This is a genomic window from Ensifer sp. SSB1, from assembly GCF_016652895.1.
Classification (GTDB): domain Bacteria; phylum Pseudomonadota; class Alphaproteobacteria; order Rhizobiales; family Rhizobiaceae; genus Ensifer.
In genome coordinates, this window is the sequence record NZ_JAEPRP010000166.1 from 1 (window position 1) to 16,540 (window position 16,540).

Here is a 16,540-nt window from a genome sequence, read left to right on the forward strand (position 1 = left end):
CCCCGAATTCCAAAGGGTACTTTGAGACACGCATGTCGATGATGATGGACCTGCCAGGACATCGTCCTTGGCAAGCCATGCCGGAACATCGTTGAGGTCGTCGCCGATCAGGTTCTGCATGACGCAGTCGGAGTGGCGGCGCGGATTGCCGAGCGGCAGACCCGAGACGGCACGGATATGCTGCTCGAACTGCGAGACGACGCAGGCCGCCTCCGTCCAATGTCCGGAATTGTGCACGCGCGGCGCCATCTCGTTGGCGATCAGGCTGCCGTCCGAGAGCACGAAGAACTCGACGCCGATGACGCCGACATAGCCAAGTGCATCGAGGATCGCTTTGGCGGCCTTGCGGGCCGCGTCCGCCGTTGCGTCGCCGACTGCCGCCGGCACCGTCGAGGTGTGAAGGATGCCGTTGCGATGCACGTTCTCGGCCGGATCGAAGCAGGCGACCGTGCCATCGGTCGAGCGGGCGGCGATGATCGAGATCTCGCGCTCGAAGGGCACGAAGCTCTCGAGGATCAGCGGGACGCCGCCGAGCGCGGCGAAGGCTCCGGCCGGACTGTCATCGGAGGAGCGGAAGACGCGCTGTCCCTTGCCGTCGTAGCCGAGGCGGCAGGTCTTGAGCACGCCGGTCCCGCCGAAGTCGGCAAGGGCCGCCTCCAGGTCTGCCTGGCTGTCGACAGCATGAAAGCGCGCCGTTGCAATGCCGCAGTCATTGATGAAGCGCTTTTCGACGAGGCGATCCTGGGCCACTTCCAGCGCTTTCGGCGGCGGGAAGACGGGGCGTTTCGCGGCGAGCCGTTCGGCAGCCGCGACCGGCACATTCTCGAATTCGTAGGTGATGATATCGCTGACGGCGGCGAGCTGACCGAGAGCGGCTTCGTCGTCATAGGCCGCGACGATCTGCTCGTTCGCCACCTGTGCCGCCGGACAGTCAACCTGCGGCTCGAGGATGACGGTGCGGAAGTTCAATCGGGCAGCTGCCATTGCCAGCATGCGGCCGAGCTGACCGCCGCCGATAATGCCGATGGTGGTCATGCGTCGTCCACCGGGTATTCGGCGACCGAAATCGTCTGCTGCTCACGCCAGTCGTCAAGCCTGTCGGCGAGATCGTCGTCGCTGAGCGCGAGCACGGCTGCGGCAAGCAGCGCGGCATTCACGGCGCCGGCGCGGCCGATCGCGAGCGTGCCGACGGGAATGCCGGCCGGCATCTGGACGATCGAGAGCAGGCTGTCCTGCCCGGAAAGCGCCTTCGACTGCACCGGCACGCCGAAGACCGGCAGCGGCGTCATCGAGGCGCACATGCCCGGCAGATGGGCTGCGCCGCCGGCCCCGGCGATAATCACCTTGAAGCCCTCGTCGCGCGCGCCCTTGGCGAAGTTGACGAGCCGATCGGGGGTGCGATGGGCGGAAACGATGCGGGCCTCATAGGGAATGTCGAGCGCGTCGAGCGTATCGGCGGCGTTCTTCATCGTCTCCCAGTCCGACTGGCTTCCCATGATGATGGCGACGGGTGGGGTCGTGGTGTCGATCACGTCTATCCTGTTCCGGTTCAGGCGATGATGTCGGGGATGATCTGGTCTTCGATCTTGCTGATCTTGTCCTTGATCGCCAGCTTCTTCTTCTTCATGCGCTGGATCCTCAGCGCGTCGCAGCCGGTCTCGATCATGGCATTAATGGCAGCGTCGTAGTCTTCATGTTCCTGCCTCAGCCGTGCGGCGGTCAGTCTGAGTTCGGCCTGGTCCTGGTCCGGCATGCAAAGCGATCCCCATCAGCCCGGTTGCGAAGTCCTCCTCGAACCGGAATTTCATCCGCCGCTCTATCACATCTTGGGCGGTAACGGGAAGTTATCCGTCGTCATCATTTCGCCTTCGACAAATGAAAAATGGCGTGGCACAGTAGTAAGGTTACAACCATGGAACATCCGGCATTTGCATGCGGGATGCAAGCAAAAGGAAGGGACTGCCAAATGACTGTTGAGGCTCATCTTGCAACGCTTGAGAAAAAACATGGCGTCCTGGAGCAGGAGCTCCATGCGGCACTGAATCAGCCGTCGGTGGAAGACGAACTGATCTCTGACATCAAGCGAAGGAAGCTGCGCATCAAGGACGAAATCGAAAGGCTTCGCTCCTCAACTCACTGATTATCAACGGTATTTCCCAGAACTATCGGGAAGCGCCATCTCCCCTCTGAGTAGGCGCGACAAGGTTTAGAACCAATCCCCCACGACGGAAGATACGGAATGCTGGACCGGGCTTGGAGCCCGGTCTGTTTTTTTGGACGCCGCGCGTTCGCGGCTTCCGGGCTCAGGACCAGAACTGGTCGAGCCAGAGATTGAGGCGGTCGAAACCGGGCCTGTTGATCGCGTAGATGCGCCGGGTGCCGCTTGCCGAAACCGAGACCCGATTGCTATCCAGCAAGGCCTTCAGGTGCTGCGATACGGCCGGGCGGCTGATCGGCAGACCCTCCGCCAGTTCGTTCACCGTCTTTGGCGCGCGCCGCAGTTCCTCCAGCAGGTGGCGCCGGTTCGGGTCCGCAATGGCATCGAAAGGGTCCGCGATCGTCATGGGCGGACGTTAGGCGAAATCTTGCGAAGCAGCAAGAAATTTGTGCGATGCGAAATGCTAATTTTGCTTTGCAATATTTCCGTAATACTTTGGGCCGCGCCTCAGCCGCCGGCAGCGAGGCTGTTGATACCGTCCCAGAGCAGTTTCGATCCCGCAAGGAAGGCCATGGTATACATGAAGGGGTAGAAGATCTGCGGCTTCATGCGGCGAACGATCCAGGCGCCGCACATGGTTGCGACGATGGCGAGCGGAAAGAGCGTCGCCGAGATTTTCAGGTTGCTGAGATCCAGTTGCCCGAGCGCGAAATAGGGGATGAGCTTCACCGCATTCAGGATCGCAAAGAAGCGCACGATGGTGCCGGTATATTCGCGCGGATCGAGTTGCAGCGGCAGCGCGTAGATCTGGAAAGGCGGGCCGCCGGCGTGCGCGACGAAGCTGCCATAACCGGCAAAGGAGCCCCAGAGTGTCGCCGGCCCGGCCCGCTGCTTCTTCGGCGCGATCGTGATGCCAAGGCGCATGCGCCAGACATTGTAGACGTATCGGAGCACGAAGAGCACGGTGATCAGGCCGATGATGAGGCGAAGGAGGTCACGCGAAACATAGGCCGAGGTCGCCCAGCCGATGACGATGCCGGCGATGGCGCCGGGCAGCAGCATGAAGAGCGTGGTGCGATCGCCATGTTTGCGCCACATCCAGAGCGAAACGAGGTCCATGGCGATCAGGATCGGGAGAAGAAGGGCGGCCGCCTGGACGGGGGACACCGCCATCGACAGGATCGGGACGCCCATCAGCGACAGCGCTTCCCCCATGCCGCCCTTGCTGAGGCCAACGAGCAGAACTGCCGGAATGGCGATAAGATAGAAGTCGAGATCAGGAAGCATGGGTGGCGGTTGATCCTTTTGCAGTCTCCGTCTATCGGTTTTCCCAAATGAAATCGAGCGCTGGTTTCGCCACCCTGGCGGATGCAGCCGGAAATGGATGTCTTGATATGACAACAGAACGTTGCCGCCTGGTGCTGATCGCGCCCGATATGCCCGATGCGGCCGAACGCGCGAAGGTGCTTGCCGATGCGCTGAAGGGCGGTGACGTCGCCTCGGTGATCGTTCCGCAATACGGGCTGGACGATTCCGAGTTCCAGAAACATGCCGAGCACCTTGTTCCGGTCATCCAGGAGGCTGGTGCCGCTGCGCTCATCGAGGGCGACTCTCGCGTCGCCGGCCGTGCCAAGGCCGACGGCCTTCACATTGCCGGCAATGCGGAAGCGCTTGGTGATGCGGTCGAGAAACACACGCCGAAGCTGATCGTCGGCGGGGGCAACGCGGCTGATCGTCACCATGCGCTTGAGATCGGCGAGGTGCGCCCCGACTACGTGTTCTTCGGCAAGACCGATGGCGACATCAAACCGGAGGCGCATTCGAAGAACCTGGCGCTGGCGGAGTGGTGGGCCTCGATGATCGAGATCCCCTGCATCGTCATGGGTGGCACGGACCCGGAATCGGCACTGGCTGTCGCGGAGACGGGGGCTGAGTTCGTGGCGCTTCGTCTTGCTGTCTTCGGCGAACCGGGACAGGCGCCTTCGGTCGTTGCTGCGGTCAACGCACTTCTTGACGAAAAAGCGCCACGGTTTGAAGATTAAGACGTTTCGATGTTGAGCCGTCTGCCTTCCCGATTGAGTCGAGGTCTTTCCCTTGTTGCCATGGCGGTCGCCCTGGCGCTGCCGGCGCATGCGCAGGAGCAGAAGGGTGGTGGCGAGGACGCCGGCGTCGAAAAGCGTGGTCGCATTACGCCCTTCAACGGGGCGGCGATGCCGGAGGGCGCGACGCCGACCGGCAACAAAGATGACAAGTCGGCTGGTGGTCCCGGCAAGAAGCCTGCCGATGGTACTGTCCCATCTTCCGGCGTCGGTGTTTTCGATCGCATGGGTGCCGAATTGCCGGCATTGCCTGCGGAAAAGCCCTTTACCGGCAAGGTGGACGACGCCTATGGCGCGTTCCAGCGTGGCTATTACCTGACCGCGATGGACCTGGCGCTGCCGCGGGCGCAGCTCGGCGACCCGGCGGCACAGACGCTGATCGCCGAGATCCTGCAGCAGGGCCTGGGCGTCGTGCGCAATCCCCAGCAGGCCGCCTTCTGGTACGGCCAGGCCGCGGAAAAAGGCGATCCCGCCGCGATGTTCAAATACGCGCTGATCCTGATGGAAGGCCGTTACGTCAAGCGCGACCGGAAGAAGTCCGAAGAGCTGATGAAGAAGTCGGCCGATCTCGGCAATGGCTCGGCGCAATTCAACTACGGCCAGACGCTCGTCGCCGACAATCCCGGACCCAAGGGGCTGAAGCTGGCGATGCCCTATTATGAAAAGTCGGCCGAACAGGGCATCGCGGACGCGCAATATGCGTTGTCGCAGATCCTGGTCAATGTCGACGGCATCGAGGAAAGCAAGCGGGCACGGGCGCGCGAGTGGCTGATCCGCGCGGCGCGGGCGGGCTTCGACACTGCGCAGCTCGACATTGCGATCTGGATGATCGAGGGCATTGCCGGAGACAGGAACCTGGAAGACGGCTTTGGCTGGATGAAGCGGGCCGCCGAGGGCGGCAACGTGGTTGCGCAGAACCGGCTTTCGCATCTCTATGTCAATGCCATCGGCACAAGGCCCAATCCGGTCGAGGCGGCGAAATGGTATGTGCTTTCGCGCCGCGCCGGTCTCAAGGACGATGCGCTCGAAGACTTCTATCTCGGCCTCAACGAAGAACAGCAGAAGCAGGCGCTCAGCGCCGCCAACAAGTTTCGCCGGAGCTGAACGGCCCCGGTTGCAGCGGAATCGGCCGCAGCCTTTGGCCGAAACGCTATTTCGCTTGAATTTGTGGGCCATTTGTGGTTCTGAGGCCGCGGTTTTGCTCGTGGCGCCGCGACTGTTTGCGGCGACGGCGAGCGGAGTGAGAATTCACTCGGTTTTTTGACGACGGAGCTCAATCTGCAGCTTGCCCTCAGTCCTTGGATCGTATCCGATCGAAGGAATTGCAGTGGGCCGGCGATGCGGCCCATGTTCCGTCAAGCAGGTTCAACGTCCGATCGAGTGCGCTCGATCGGCCTTCGTTTTCAAGGGATCGCCAGATGGCCCGTTCAGCTCTTCTCAATGTCATGGTTCAGGCCGCCTTCAAGGCCGGCAAGTCGTTGGCCCGCGATTTCGGCGAAGTCCAGAACCTGCAGGTCTCGCTCAAGGGACCGGGCGACTATGTTTCGCAGGCCGACCGCAAGGCCGAGAAGCTCATCCGCGAAGAACTCCTGAAGGCACGCCCGACCTACGGCTTCCTCGGCGAGGAAGGCGAAGAGATCATCGGCACCGATGGCGCGCATCGCTGGATCGTCGATCCGCTCGACGGCACCACCAACTTCCTGCACGGCATCCCGCATTTCGCCGTTTCGATCGCGCTCGAGCGTCAGGGCGAAATCGTCGGCGCCGTTGTCTTCAACCCGGCGACGGATGAACTCTACACCGCCGAGCGTGGTGGCGGCGCGTTCCTCAACGACCGCCGTCTGCGCGTCGCCGCGCGCAAGCACCTTTCCGATGCCGTGATCGCGACCGGCACGCCGCATCTCGGCCGCGGCAACCACGGCAAGTACCTCATCGAACTGCGCCACGTGATGGGTGAAGTCGCAGGCATCCGCCGTATGGGCGCCGCCTCGCTCGATCTCGCCTATGTCGCAGCCGGCCGCTACGACGGTTACTGGGAGCGCGACCTCGCCGCCTGGGATATTGCTGCCGGCGTGCTGCTGATCCGCGAGGCTGGCGGCTGGACGACCGACATCAACGGTGGCGCCAAGCCGGTCGAAGATGGCTCGATCGTTTGCGGCAACGAATACATCACCAAGGCGCTCAAGGACGTCGTGCACCGTCCGGTCCCGACGAAGTAAGCAGCGATCCCATTCCTGTGCTCGGCCTCCGGCGCTCACCCGCGTCGGAGGCCTTGTTTTTCCGGTTGATCCGGAATGAGGCAACACGACAGCGCCACATGCCTGTGCCTATCTAAGGCGGTCGCAGCCGTTGCCTCACTTTGAGAAACGGCTGAATTTCATCCTTGAATCGATTTCGGTTTCGGGAATTATGCAGTAGGCTCCGGGCCGGCGCGGCGCCGTTCCGTCAAGTAAAAACCGGGAGATACTTATACCCATGACGCAACTGCATCTGTCCGGGTGGAACGGTCGGGAAGGCGTGGAAGAAGGCTATAATCCGCACAAGCTTTCGAGCCCCATGCACTATTTCTGGATCATGGTGGTCTTCCTGATCATCGTCGGTTTCGTGGGCGCAATCCTCTTTCGGCAGGCACACAACGCCTTTCTGGCCAACCCCGGCCTCAATGGCTTGATCCTCGGGGTGCTCTTGATCGGCATCCTGCTCGTCTTCAACCATGTGCTGGGCTTGCGCCCCGAAGTGCGTTGGTTCAACTCTTTCCGCGCCGCCGGCAGCGCCGACAAGGTGGGCCGCGACCCGGTGCTTTTGGCACCGATGCGGGCGCTGATCGGCGCCCGCCAGACGGCGATCTCGACGACGGCGTTGCGCTCCATTCTGGATTCGATTGCGACCCGCCTCGATGAATCCCGCGATATCTCGCGCTACCTGACCGGCCTTCTCGTGTTTCTCGGCCTGCTCGGTACCTTCTGGGGTCTCTTGGGCACCATCGGTTCGATCAACACGGTCATCCAATCGCTGGATGCAGGTTCAGGAACCACCGAGGACATTCTGGCGGCATTGAAGAGCGGCCTCTCGGCGCCGCTCACCGGCATGGGTACGGCATTCTCGACGTCGCTCTTTGGTCTTTCCGGCTCGCTGATCCTCGGCTTCCTCGACCTGCAGGCCGGCCGTGCGCAGAATCGTTTTTACACCGAGCTTGAAAACTGGCTTTCCTCCGTCACCGATGTCGGTTCCGAGCTGACGCCGTCGCTCGATGCGCCTTCGGGTGCCCCGGTGGAGGAGCTGAAGAAGCTCACCGATCAGCTGGTACGTCTCAATCAGGAGGGCGGCTCGAGCCAGCGAACGACTGCCGCCATGGCAAGCCTTGCCGAAGGCATCCAAGGGCTGGTGAAAAACATGCGTGGCGAGCAGCAGATGCTCCGGGACTGGATCGAAGCGCAGCAGGAAGAGGCCAAGGCGATGCGCAGGACGCTCGACAAATTGTCGTCCCGCATCGGCGGCGATCGCATCGCCGTCACCAGCGAGAGGTCGTCTGTGCCGGCCAAGGTCGGACAGTTGGACGAGACCGGAGGAGAGTAATCCATGGCGCTCGCCCGTAAAGGCCGCTCGCAGCGCACGATCGATTATTGGCCGGGTTTCGTCGATGCGCTATCGACGCTCCTGCTTTCGATCATGTTCCTGCTCACCGTCTTCGTTCTCGGGCAGTTTCTGCTGAGCCGCGAAATCAGCGGCAAGGATGAGGTGCTGACCCGACTGAACAGCCAGATCAACGAACTCACCCAGCTCCTGGCGCTCGAGAAAAGCGGCAAGCAGGATCTCGAGGATTCGCTGGCCAATCTCCAGGCATCGCTTTCCCAGTCGGAAGGCGAACGTTCACGGCTCCAGGCGCTGCTCGACCAGGGCGCCGGCAGCAGCGACGCGGCCAACCAGAAGATCGGACGGCTCGGCACCGAGCTCGAGAACGAGCGTGATGTCAGCGCCCGGGCGATGAGCCAGATCGAGCTTCTGAACCAGCAGATCGCGGCGCTGCGCAACCAGATCGCCGCTATCGAGGTCGCGCTTCAGGCATCGGAAGCGAAGGACCAGGCATCGCAGACGAAGATCGCCGACCTCGGCCGTCGCCTGAACGTGGCGCTTGCCCAGCGGGTACAGGAACTCAACCGTTACCGCTCCGATTTCTTCGGACGCCTGAGGGAAATTCTCTCCGATCGCGAAAACATCCGCATTGTCGGCGACCGCTTCGTGTTCCAGTCGGAAGTGCTGTTCCCGTCCGGTGGCAGCGATCTCAATCCCGACGGGCAGACAGAAATGGCGAAACTCGCCTCGGCACTGCTTGATCTTGCCAAGGAAATCCCGGCCGAGATCAACTGGGTGCTGCGCGTCGATGGCCACACCGACAACGTCCAGCTCTCTGGAACCGGCCGTTATGCCGACAACTGGGAGCTTTCTTCGGCGCGCGCGACGTCGGTGGTGAAGTTCCTGATCTCGAAGGGGGTCCCTGCTGATCGTCTGGTGGCAGCCGGCTTCGGCGAATACCAGCCGATTGCACCGGGCGAAACCCCGGAGGCCCGGGCCCAGAACCGCCGTATCGAGCTCAAGCTGACCGAAAAATAGGACGCGCTTCCGAAACATGCGGCGGTCAACGCCCGACTCTTGAATTGACCTTGACGTACGCGTAACAGTTTCAGCAGCCGTTCATGGGTGGCGGCAGTTCTTGCTCGTCCGAATAGATGCGCGGCGCTGTCTGGGGATGCAGGGGAGGGCATTTCATGGATTGCGATGTGTTGGTCGTCGGCGCAGGCCTTGCCGGCCTCGTCGCCGCCTCGGAGGCGGCTGCCGTTGGCCGCCGGGTCATCGTTCTCGATCAGGAAGGCGAACAGAACCTTGGCGGTCAGGCGTTCTGGTCGCTGGGTGGTCTGTTCTTCGTCGATAGTCCCGAGCAGCGACGCATGGGCATCCGCGACACGCGGGAGCTTGCCTTGCAGGACTGGATGGGGTCGTCTCAGTTCGACCGTCCCGAAGACCATTGGCCGCGGCTTTGGGCGGAAGCCTATCTCGACTTTGCCGCCGGCGAAAAGCGTCGCTGGCTGCATTCCCTCGGCATGCGCTGGTTCCCCGTCGTTGGCTGGGCCGAACGCGGCGGCGGGCTTGCCCATGGTCACGGCAACTCGGTGCCGCGCTTCCACGTCACTTGGGGCACCGGGCCGGCGGTGCTCGAACCCTTCGTGCGCTTGACGCGAGAGGCGGAAAGCCGCGGTCTCGTGCGCTTCCGGTTTCGCCATCGGGTCGATGAGCTCGTCACCACCGATGGAAAGGTGACGGGTGCCCGCGGTGCGCTGCTGAAGGAAGATCCGGTCGGGCGCGGCGAGCGCAGTTCCCGCGACGTCGACGGCGATTTCGAGATTTCGGCAGGGGCTGTCATCGTCACCTCGGGCGGTATCGGCGGCAACCATGATCTCGTTCGCCGCAACTGGCCGCGCAAGCGGCTCGGTCAACCGCCGGCAACCATGGTCTCGGGCGTGCCGCATCACGTCGACGGGCGCATGCTGGAGATCGCCAGTCGCGCACGCGGCTCGGTCATCAACTCGGATCGCATGTGGCACTATACCGAGGGGGTTCGAAACTTCGATCCGATCTGGCCGGAACACGGCATCCGCATCTTGCCCGGCCCATCGTCCTTCTGGTGCGACGCCGATGGCAATCGTTTTTCCGCCCCTGCGATGCCCGGCTTCGATACGCTCGGCACATTGCAGGCGATCCGCGACAGCGGTCACGACTACAGCTGGTTCATCCTGACGCGGGCGATCATCAAGAAGGAATTCGCGCTCTCCGGCTCGGAACAGAACCCGGATCTGACCGGCAAGAGCATCGCGTTGCTCCTGAAACGGCTCGGCAAGAACCCGCCCGGGCCGGTCCAGGCTTTCATGGACAGGGGCGAGGATTTCATCGTCCGCGACCGGCTTGAAGACCTGGTGCCGGCGATGAACGCGCTGACGGGCGAGAACCGGCTCTCGCTCGACCATCTTCGCCAGCAGATCGAGGCGCGCGACCGCGAAATCACCAACCCGTTCTCCAAGGATGCGCAGGTCACCGCGATCCGCGGTGCCCGTGCCTATCGCGGCGATCGGCTGCTGCGCACGGCCAAGCCGCACCGGTTGCTCGATGCGAACGCCGGGCCGCTGATCGCCGTTCGCCTGCATATCCTGACGCGCAAAACGCTCGGCGGCCTGCAGACCAACCTCTCGGGCCAGGTGCTCGAACAATCCGGCGAGCCGGTCCCGGGCCTCTATGCCGCCGGCGAGGTCGCCGGTTTCGGCGGCGGCGGCATGCATGGCTACAATGCGCTCGAAGGCACCTTCCTCGGTGGCTGCATCTTCTCCGGCCGGATGGCGGGGCGGGGTGCAGCGGGGGCATGATTGGCCGCTCTTCGAAAGGTACCTCACCTTCTCCCCGCATTGCGGGGAGAAGGTGGCGGCAGCCGGATGAGAGCGCTTCGCTTCCCTCACCGCTGGGATGAGGGCCGCATTCGCGAAGTCAAATAAAATGCCTGTCGATCAATCCATCTGCACATTCGCGTCGCGCACGACCGGCGTCCACTTCGCGAGTTCCGCACTTACATGGGTGCCGAGCTCCTCAGGCGTCGAGCCGACGATCTTGGCGCTGAATTCCTTCATGCGTTCGATCACGGCGGGATCCTTCATGGCCCTGTTTGCCGCCTCGTTGAGGCGAGCGACCACCGGCTGCGGCGTGTTCGCCGGGGCAAAGAGCGCGTTCCAAGTGTAGGTCTCGTAGCCCGGGATGCCGGCTTCGGCAACGGTCGGCACATCGGGGAAGGAGGGCGCGCGTTCCGCCGTGGTGACGGCCAGCGCCCGTAGCGTTCCCGCCTTGATGTGGCCGGAGGAGGAGGGGAGGTTGTCGAACATGATCGGCACCTGGTTGCCGATGACGTCGTTCAGTGCCGGGCCGGCGCCCTTGTAGGGGATATGCTGCATGCTGACGCCAGCCATCTTCTTGAACAGTTCGCCGGAGAGATGCAGCGGCGTGCCGTTGCCGGAGGACGCGTAGCTGTATTCGTCGGGCTTGGCCTTGAGCAGTGCCAGCAGTTCCTCGACATTCTTGGCGGGAAGCTCGGGATTGACGACCAGCACGTTGGGCACGACGACCAGCAGCGAGATCGGCGCGAAGTCCTTCTCCGGATCGTAGGGTTTGGTCTTGAGGATCAGCGGGTTGAGTGCGTGGGTGGCGACGGTCCCCATCAGGATCGTGTAGCCATCCGGATCGGCGCGCGCGACATTGGCCGCCCCGAGATTGCCACCGGCGCCGGCGACGTTCTGGACGATCACCTGTTCGCCGAGGTCTTCCGACATTTTCTGTGCGACGATGCGCGCGACCACGTCGGTCGAGCCGCCGGCGGCGAAGGGAACGACCATCGTTATCGGTCGGTCCGGGAACCCCTGGGCCAGGGCCGAGGTGCCAAGGGGCAGCGCCGATAGCGCCACCAGGCCCAGCGTCAGGGTTGCGCGCCGGGTCAGGTCCGAAAATGCCATGCGTGTTCCTCCCACTTGTTCAGCAAACAGCAAACCGGCCCGCGCTGCATGACACCCTAAATCGAGATCGGTTCAGGGGCGAAATCATGTAGCCGTTCAGTGAGTTGCAGCAACCTTGGCGCGTCCGAACGCACGCGCGGCGCCGCAGGCCGGCCCCATAACTATAGGGCGCGGCCGTCGGCGGACAACCGTCTGGTGTAAAATCGAAATGGGCGGTGTCCGAACCGCCTCAGGCGGCTTAGCTCTGCGTCGTGACGAACAGCGCCTCGGCGCCATGGTTGAACTGCAGCCGCGCGAGCTTGGCGTAGAGGCCGCCCTGGCGGATGAGGGAGACGTGTGTTCCTTCCTCGACGATCCGGCCGTGATCCATGACCAGGATGCGATCGGCCTTCAGCACGGTCGCCAGCCGGTGGGCGATGATCACGGTGGTGCGCTCGCGCAGCAGGCCATCGAGGGCCTTCTGCACCAGCGTCTCGCTTTCGGCATCGAGCGCCGAAGTGGCCTCATCGAGAAGCAGGATCGGCGCGTTCTTCAGGATCGCGCGGGCAATGGCGATGCGCTGGCGCTGGCCGCCCGACAGCGTGATGCCGCGTTCGCCGACGCGCGTGTCGTAGCCATTATCGAGGCGGTTGATGAACTCGTCAGCCTGGGCAGCCGCGGCTGCGGCGCGCACCGCCTCCCGCGTCGCGCCGGGCATGCCGAAGGCGATGTTGTCGTGGACGGACGACGCGAAGATGGTGACATCCTGCGGCACGATCGCCAGCCGGTCGCGCAGCTCCTTCGGATCGACGGTTCGAACATCGAGCCCATCGACCGTCACCGCGCCCTTGGCAGGATCGTAGAAGCGCAGCAGCATGGAGAAGACCGTGCTCTTGCCGGCGCCGGAAGGACCGACGATCGCGACGGTCTCGCCCGGTTTGATCGCAAAGCTGAGGCCGTTCAGGCTCTTGTAGTCGGGTCGCGCCGGGTAGGCGAAGTAGACTTCGTCGAAGGAGATGGCGCCGGAAGCTGGTACAGGCATGGCAACGGGGTTTGCCGGCGCCTGGATCTCGGGAACCTCAGTCAACAGTTCGTTGAGCCGCTCGGCGGCGCCGGCGGCCTGCGAAAGCTCGCCCCAGACTTCCGAGAGCGAGCCGAGGCTGCCTGCGGCAAAAACCGAATAGAGCAGGAACTGGCCGAGGGTGCCGGCGGAAAGGTTGCCCGACAGCACATCATGCGCCCCGAACCAGAGCACCGCGACGACGCTGCCGAAGACCATGGTGATGGCGAAGGCGGTCAGCACCGAGCGCGCCTTGATGGCGGCGCGCGCAGCCCCATAGGCATCCTCGACGGCGGCGCTGAAGTGGTTGTTGGCGAGCGCTTCGCCATTGAAGGCCTGCACGGTGCGGGATGCCGCGATCGCCTCCCCGGCATAGGCCGATGCGGTGGCAAGCGTATCCTGTGCCTCACGCGAGCGGCGACGGACGGAGCGGCCGAAGCCGACGAGGGGGAAGACGATGATCGGGATGGCGATCAGCACCAGGCTCGAAAGCTTCGGGCTGGTGTAGACCATCATGCCGATGGCGCCGAGACACAGGATCAGGTTGCGCAGCGCCACCGAGGCGGTGGCCCCGACCGCAGACTTGACCTGGGTCGTGTCGGCCGTCAGCCGCGAGACGATCTCGCCGGACTGATTGACGTCGAAGAAGGAGGCAGAAAGCCGGGTGACGCGGTCGAAGACGTTGCGCCGAAGGTCGGCAACGATGCGCTCGCCGAGCGTGATGACGAAGTAGTAGCGCGCCGCACTCGCCAGGGCGAGCACGATGGCGAGCATCATCAGCATCGAGAAGTAGGTGTTGATGAAACCGCTATCGGGACTGGAGAAGCCGTTGTCGACCATGCGCCTGACGGCGAGCGGCAGCGCTAGCGTCGTCACCGCGGCGAGGATCAGCGAAACGCCTGCGCCGATAACCAGATGCCGGTAACGGGCGAGATACGGCAGAAGCGTGGCGAGAGGGCGGATGGATTTGCGCGCCGGCGCCTGGATTTCTCGTTTTGACACTTGACCCCTTTCGCCAACCACGGAGGAAAGGGTTTGCCCATGAGTCTTCCGCGCGGCACTTGTTATCCCGCAGACCTTGATGTATAGGCACGGCATCGAATTGGGAAGCCGTGGCCTTCAGGCGGTCCGCGGCTTCATTTACGTGTTCGGTCTCGAAGTCGCAATGCCTTGCGACAATTGGACCCTGGAACTCTAGGAAGATCGTTATGAAGGCAGACATCCATCCCGATTACCACGTCATCAAGGTAGTCATGACTGACGGCACCGAATATGAAACCCGCTCGACCTGGGGTTCTGAAGGCGCCACCATGAACCTGGAAATCGACCCGAAGTCGCACCCGGCTTGGACGGGCGGCAACCAGCAGCTCATGGACCGCGGCGGCCGCGTCTCCAAGTTCAAGAAGCGCTTCGAAGGCCTCGGCCTCTAATCGAACGCCTCTTCGGCATTCTCAAAGCCCGGCCATTGCGCTGGGCTTTTTGTTGGCCGATCGACAGGTCGGAGCGCCTGCCGTTACTCGGGAAGACCCGCCTTGCGAAGGCCATCGACGAAATGCGCAAGCACAGCGTCGTCACGGAACGGTTCGGTCGCGGCCCAGTGGCGGATCGTGAAATCCGGGTTGGTGACGAGAAACAGGTCCACCTCCGTGCGCGCCTCCTCGAGGCGGCCGAGTTGGGCGAGGCTTGCCGCAAGAAACCGGCGTGAACTCGTGCGATAGGTCTCGTCGCCCCGCAGCGTCTCGATCGCGGCTGCATAGTCGCCGGCGGCATATTGCGCCTGACCGAGCGCCAGATAGTACCAGCTTGCTGGGAAAGGGTTCAGCCGGAACGCCTTGCGAATATGGGCGAGGCCCTCTTCGATCCGCCCTGCGAGAACGTCGATGTCGGACAATGCCGCCCACGCGTCCGCCTCGTTCGGATCGAGTTCGATCGCCTTGGCGAATTCCGTATCCGCTTCCTCAAAGCTCTGCTCGTAGGCGAGAAGATAGGCCAGGATCCATCGGCTGCCGGCATCGCCCGGGTCGATCGCTACAGCTTTGCGCGCCAGCTTCAGGGCAGCGCTGCGGGCCTCCTGTGTCGGTCCGCCGGCATGCACCTTTCCCATCCAGTGGTTCATCGCCAGCCAGCGGTAGGCTTCGGCATAATCGGGTTCGAGCGAAACCGCACGGGTCAGCATCAGGTGTGCTTCCTGGGCTGCCTGCGGCGTATCGTCCATCAGCCTGCGGGCGCGCGCGCACAGATCATAGGCCTCAAAGTTGTTGGGCCGCTTGCGGGGGCGCGGCTGTGGACGCAGATGCCCGAGCAGCGCTTCCACGATCCTCGCCGTGACCTCGTCCTGAACGGCAAAAACGTCTTCCAGGCTGCGATCGAAACGTTCCGCCCAGAGTTGCTCGCCGTTCTGCGCGTCAACCAGTTGCGCATTGATGCGCACGCGTCCGGCAGCACGCCTGGCGCTGCCCTCCAACAGGTAACGCACGCCGAGATCATTCGCGATCGTGCGCACGTCCACCGCCTTGCCCTTGTAGGCAAAGGACGAATTGCGCGCGATGACGAACAGGCCGGGGATCCGGGAAAGGTCGGTGATCAGATCTTCGGTCAGCCCGTCCGCGAAGGGCTCCTGCTCGGGATCCTTGCTGACGTTGACGAAGGGCAGAACGGCGATCGACGGTTTGTCCGGAAGGGAGAGCGGGTGTCGCTTTGCCGCACCGAGCTGCCTCGTGTTTCCGGTGAAGCGGTAGCCGACACGTGGGACCGTCGATATCCACTCGCCACCATCAGCAGCGGGGCCAAGCAGCTTTCGGAGCTGCGCGATCTGGACGGTGAGATTGCCTTCCTCGACAGCCGTTCCCGGCCACGCGGCATCCATCAGGTCGGCCTTGCCCAGGATCTCACCGGCGCGTCCGACGAGTGCTGCAAGCAATCTCAATCCGCGATAGCCGATGGCAACTGGATCCTCGCCTCGGAGAAGCGTTCCCGCACCCGGATCAAGCACAAAGGGACCAAAGGCGAAGCGCGTTACCTGCATGGGCGCATCTATAGTGCGTTTGGACGTTTTTGAGAACTTTTTGGAGGCGCTTAATTACGGTCGGGTTCGTGTCCTGCAGAATTCATCGGTCTTTCGGGCCGACTTTGGAGGCTGCCATGAACCACATCCCTATTCCTGTAGACCGACAGCAGGCGGTGCCGTCAGTTGCCCTGCGCAGGGCGGCAGGTCGAGATCGAGGTCGCCAAACGTATCTTGCCGGCATGGGGCGGCTGCCGGAATGAATACGGATCAACAGTCTCCGTCTGTCGCAACGGTGCGCCGTCCGTTGCGCGACATAACCTTGTCGCAGGAACAGCCGATCCTGTGGGCGGGGATCGCCGGCACGATCGCGACCGTCACGGTGTTCGCGGTCGCCCAGGGGCTGACCTATCCGCTGCTCAGCTTCATCCTGGAGCGGCAGGGAACGACGCCGGGACTGATCGGCCTGTCGGTGGCAATGACGCCGCTGGGTTTCATCGTTTCCGCGCCTCTCATTCCGGTGCTGGTTCGGCGCCTGGGGGCGGCGTGGCTTGCCATCCTGTGCTCGATGTGCGCCGCGCTCATCCTGATCGCCATCGCCTGGACGCAGGACCTCTGGGCCTGGATGCCGCTGCGTTTCCTGCTCGGCTTCTTTGCCAATCCGCTTTCGGTGATCAGCGAAACCTGGCTGATCAC

General features: G+C 63.3%; 17 protein-coding genes. 9 read left to right on the plus strand and 8 right to left on the minus strand.

Going from position 1 to position 16,540, the window contains the following annotated elements:
* The 3 genes from I8N66_RS29705 to I8N66_RS29715 form a co-directional block, all read right to left on the minus strand.
* Window positions 1–1,035: 5-(carboxyamino)imidazole ribonucleotide synthase (locus I8N66_RS29705; RefSeq protein ID WP_291161749.1), on the minus strand; the 1,035-nt coding region annotated here is incomplete at its 3' end.
* Window positions 1,032–1,496: a 5-(carboxyamino)imidazole ribonucleotide mutase gene (gene purE / locus I8N66_RS29710; RefSeq protein ID WP_291161767.1), complete on the minus strand. Its 465-nt coding sequence runs from the start codon at window positions 1,494–1,496 to the stop codon at window positions 1,032–1,034. The genes I8N66_RS29705 and purE, both read right to left, overlap by 4 nt.
* Before the next feature lie 53 nt (window positions 1,497–1,549).
* The gene (locus I8N66_RS29715) at window positions 1,550–1,753 is read right to left on the minus strand and encodes a DUF465 domain-containing protein (protein WP_057254651.1); all 204 of its coding nucleotides are present in this window, start codon (window positions 1,751–1,753) and stop codon (window positions 1,550–1,552) included.
* Window positions 1,754–1,966: 213 nt separating this feature from the next.
* On the opposite strand from I8N66_RS29715, the gene I8N66_RS29720 reads away from it, so the two are divergent.
* Complete coding sequence (locus I8N66_RS29720) at window positions 1,967–2,140, plus strand: DUF465 domain-containing protein (RefSeq protein WP_113540867.1); 174 nt, start codon at window positions 1,967–1,969, stop codon at window positions 2,138–2,140.
* 163 nt (window positions 2,141–2,303) lie between these two features.
* Here the strand turns inward: I8N66_RS29720 and I8N66_RS29725 are convergent, their stop codons facing one another.
* Together I8N66_RS29725 and I8N66_RS29730 are read right to left on the minus strand one after the other, a co-directional pair.
* Window positions 2,304–2,564: a metalloregulator ArsR/SmtB family transcription factor gene (locus I8N66_RS29725; RefSeq protein ID WP_291161751.1), complete on the minus strand. Its 261-nt coding sequence runs from the start codon at window positions 2,562–2,564 to the stop codon at window positions 2,304–2,306.
* Window positions 2,565–2,665: 101 nt separating this feature from the next.
* Window positions 2,666–3,445: a sulfite exporter TauE/SafE family protein gene (locus I8N66_RS29730; protein ID WP_291161753.1), complete on the minus strand. Its 780-nt coding sequence runs from the start codon at window positions 3,443–3,445 to the stop codon at window positions 2,666–2,668.
* Between the two features lie 107 nt (window positions 3,446–3,552).
* On the opposite strand from I8N66_RS29730, the gene I8N66_RS29735 reads away from it, so the two are divergent.
* The 6 genes from I8N66_RS29735 to I8N66_RS29760 all read left to right on the plus strand — a co-directional run bounded on the left by I8N66_RS29735 (window position 3,553) and on the right by I8N66_RS29760 (window position 10,670).
* Window positions 3,553–4,200, plus strand: coding sequence for a thiamine phosphate synthase (locus I8N66_RS29735; protein WP_291161755.1), 648 nt, complete (start codon window positions 3,553–3,555; stop codon window positions 4,198–4,200).
* Window positions 4,201–4,209: 9 nt separating this feature from the next.
* Window positions 4,210–5,361 (plus strand): tetratricopeptide repeat protein, encoded by a 1,152-nt coding sequence (locus I8N66_RS29740; RefSeq protein ID WP_113540870.1) that lies wholly within the window; start codon window positions 4,210–4,212, stop codon window positions 5,359–5,361.
* A gap of 314 nt (window positions 5,362–5,675) precedes the next feature.
* The gene (locus I8N66_RS29745) at window positions 5,676–6,476 is read left to right on the plus strand and encodes an inositol monophosphatase family protein (protein ID WP_113540871.1); all 801 of its coding nucleotides are present in this window, start codon (window positions 5,676–5,678) and stop codon (window positions 6,474–6,476) included.
* Between the two features lie 256 nt (window positions 6,477–6,732).
* On the plus strand, window positions 6,733–7,833 hold the full coding sequence (locus I8N66_RS29750; RefSeq protein ID WP_113540872.1) for a flagellar motor protein MotA: 1,101 nt from the start codon (window positions 6,733–6,735) through the stop codon (window positions 7,831–7,833).
* A 3-nt stretch (window positions 7,834–7,836) separates the two neighbouring features.
* Complete coding sequence (locus I8N66_RS29755) at window positions 7,837–8,868, plus strand: peptidoglycan -binding protein (protein WP_113540873.1); 1,032 nt, start codon at window positions 7,837–7,839, stop codon at window positions 8,866–8,868.
* A 155-nt stretch (window positions 8,869–9,023) separates the two neighbouring features.
* Window positions 9,024–10,670 (plus strand): FAD-binding dehydrogenase, encoded by a 1,647-nt coding sequence (locus I8N66_RS29760; RefSeq protein WP_113540874.1) that lies wholly within the window; start codon window positions 9,024–9,026, stop codon window positions 10,668–10,670.
* A 138-nt stretch (window positions 10,671–10,808) separates the two neighbouring features.
* On the opposite strand, the gene I8N66_RS29765 is transcribed toward I8N66_RS29760, so the two are convergent.
* Together I8N66_RS29765 and I8N66_RS29770 are read right to left on the minus strand one after the other, a co-directional pair.
* Window positions 10,809–11,801 (minus strand): tripartite tricarboxylate transporter substrate binding protein, encoded by a 993-nt coding sequence (locus tag I8N66_RS29765; protein ID WP_291161759.1) that lies wholly within the window; start codon window positions 11,799–11,801, stop codon window positions 10,809–10,811.
* 238 nt (window positions 11,802–12,039) lie between these two features.
* Entirely contained in the window at window positions 12,040–13,842 is a 1,803-nt protein-coding gene (locus tag I8N66_RS29770; RefSeq protein WP_291161761.1) for an ABC transporter transmembrane domain-containing protein, read from the minus strand.
* A gap of 206 nt (window positions 13,843–14,048) precedes the next feature.
* Between I8N66_RS29770 and rpmE the strand changes: the two genes are divergently transcribed.
* Window positions 14,049–14,270, plus strand: coding sequence for a 50S ribosomal protein L31 (gene rpmE, locus I8N66_RS29775; RefSeq protein ID WP_034806140.1), 222 nt, complete (start codon window positions 14,049–14,051; stop codon window positions 14,268–14,270).
* Window positions 14,271–14,353: 83 nt separating this feature from the next.
* On the opposite strand, the gene I8N66_RS29780 is transcribed toward rpmE, so the two are convergent.
* Complete coding sequence (locus tag I8N66_RS29780; protein WP_291161765.1) at window positions 14,354–15,865, minus strand: winged helix-turn-helix domain-containing tetratricopeptide repeat protein; 1,512 nt, start codon at window positions 15,863–15,865, stop codon at window positions 14,354–14,356.
* A gap of 238 nt (window positions 15,866–16,103) precedes the next feature.
* On the opposite strand from I8N66_RS29780, the gene I8N66_RS29785 reads away from it, so the two are divergent.
* Window positions 16,104–16,540: MFS transporter (locus I8N66_RS29785; protein ID WP_365888083.1), on the plus strand; the 437-nt coding region annotated here is incomplete at its 3' end.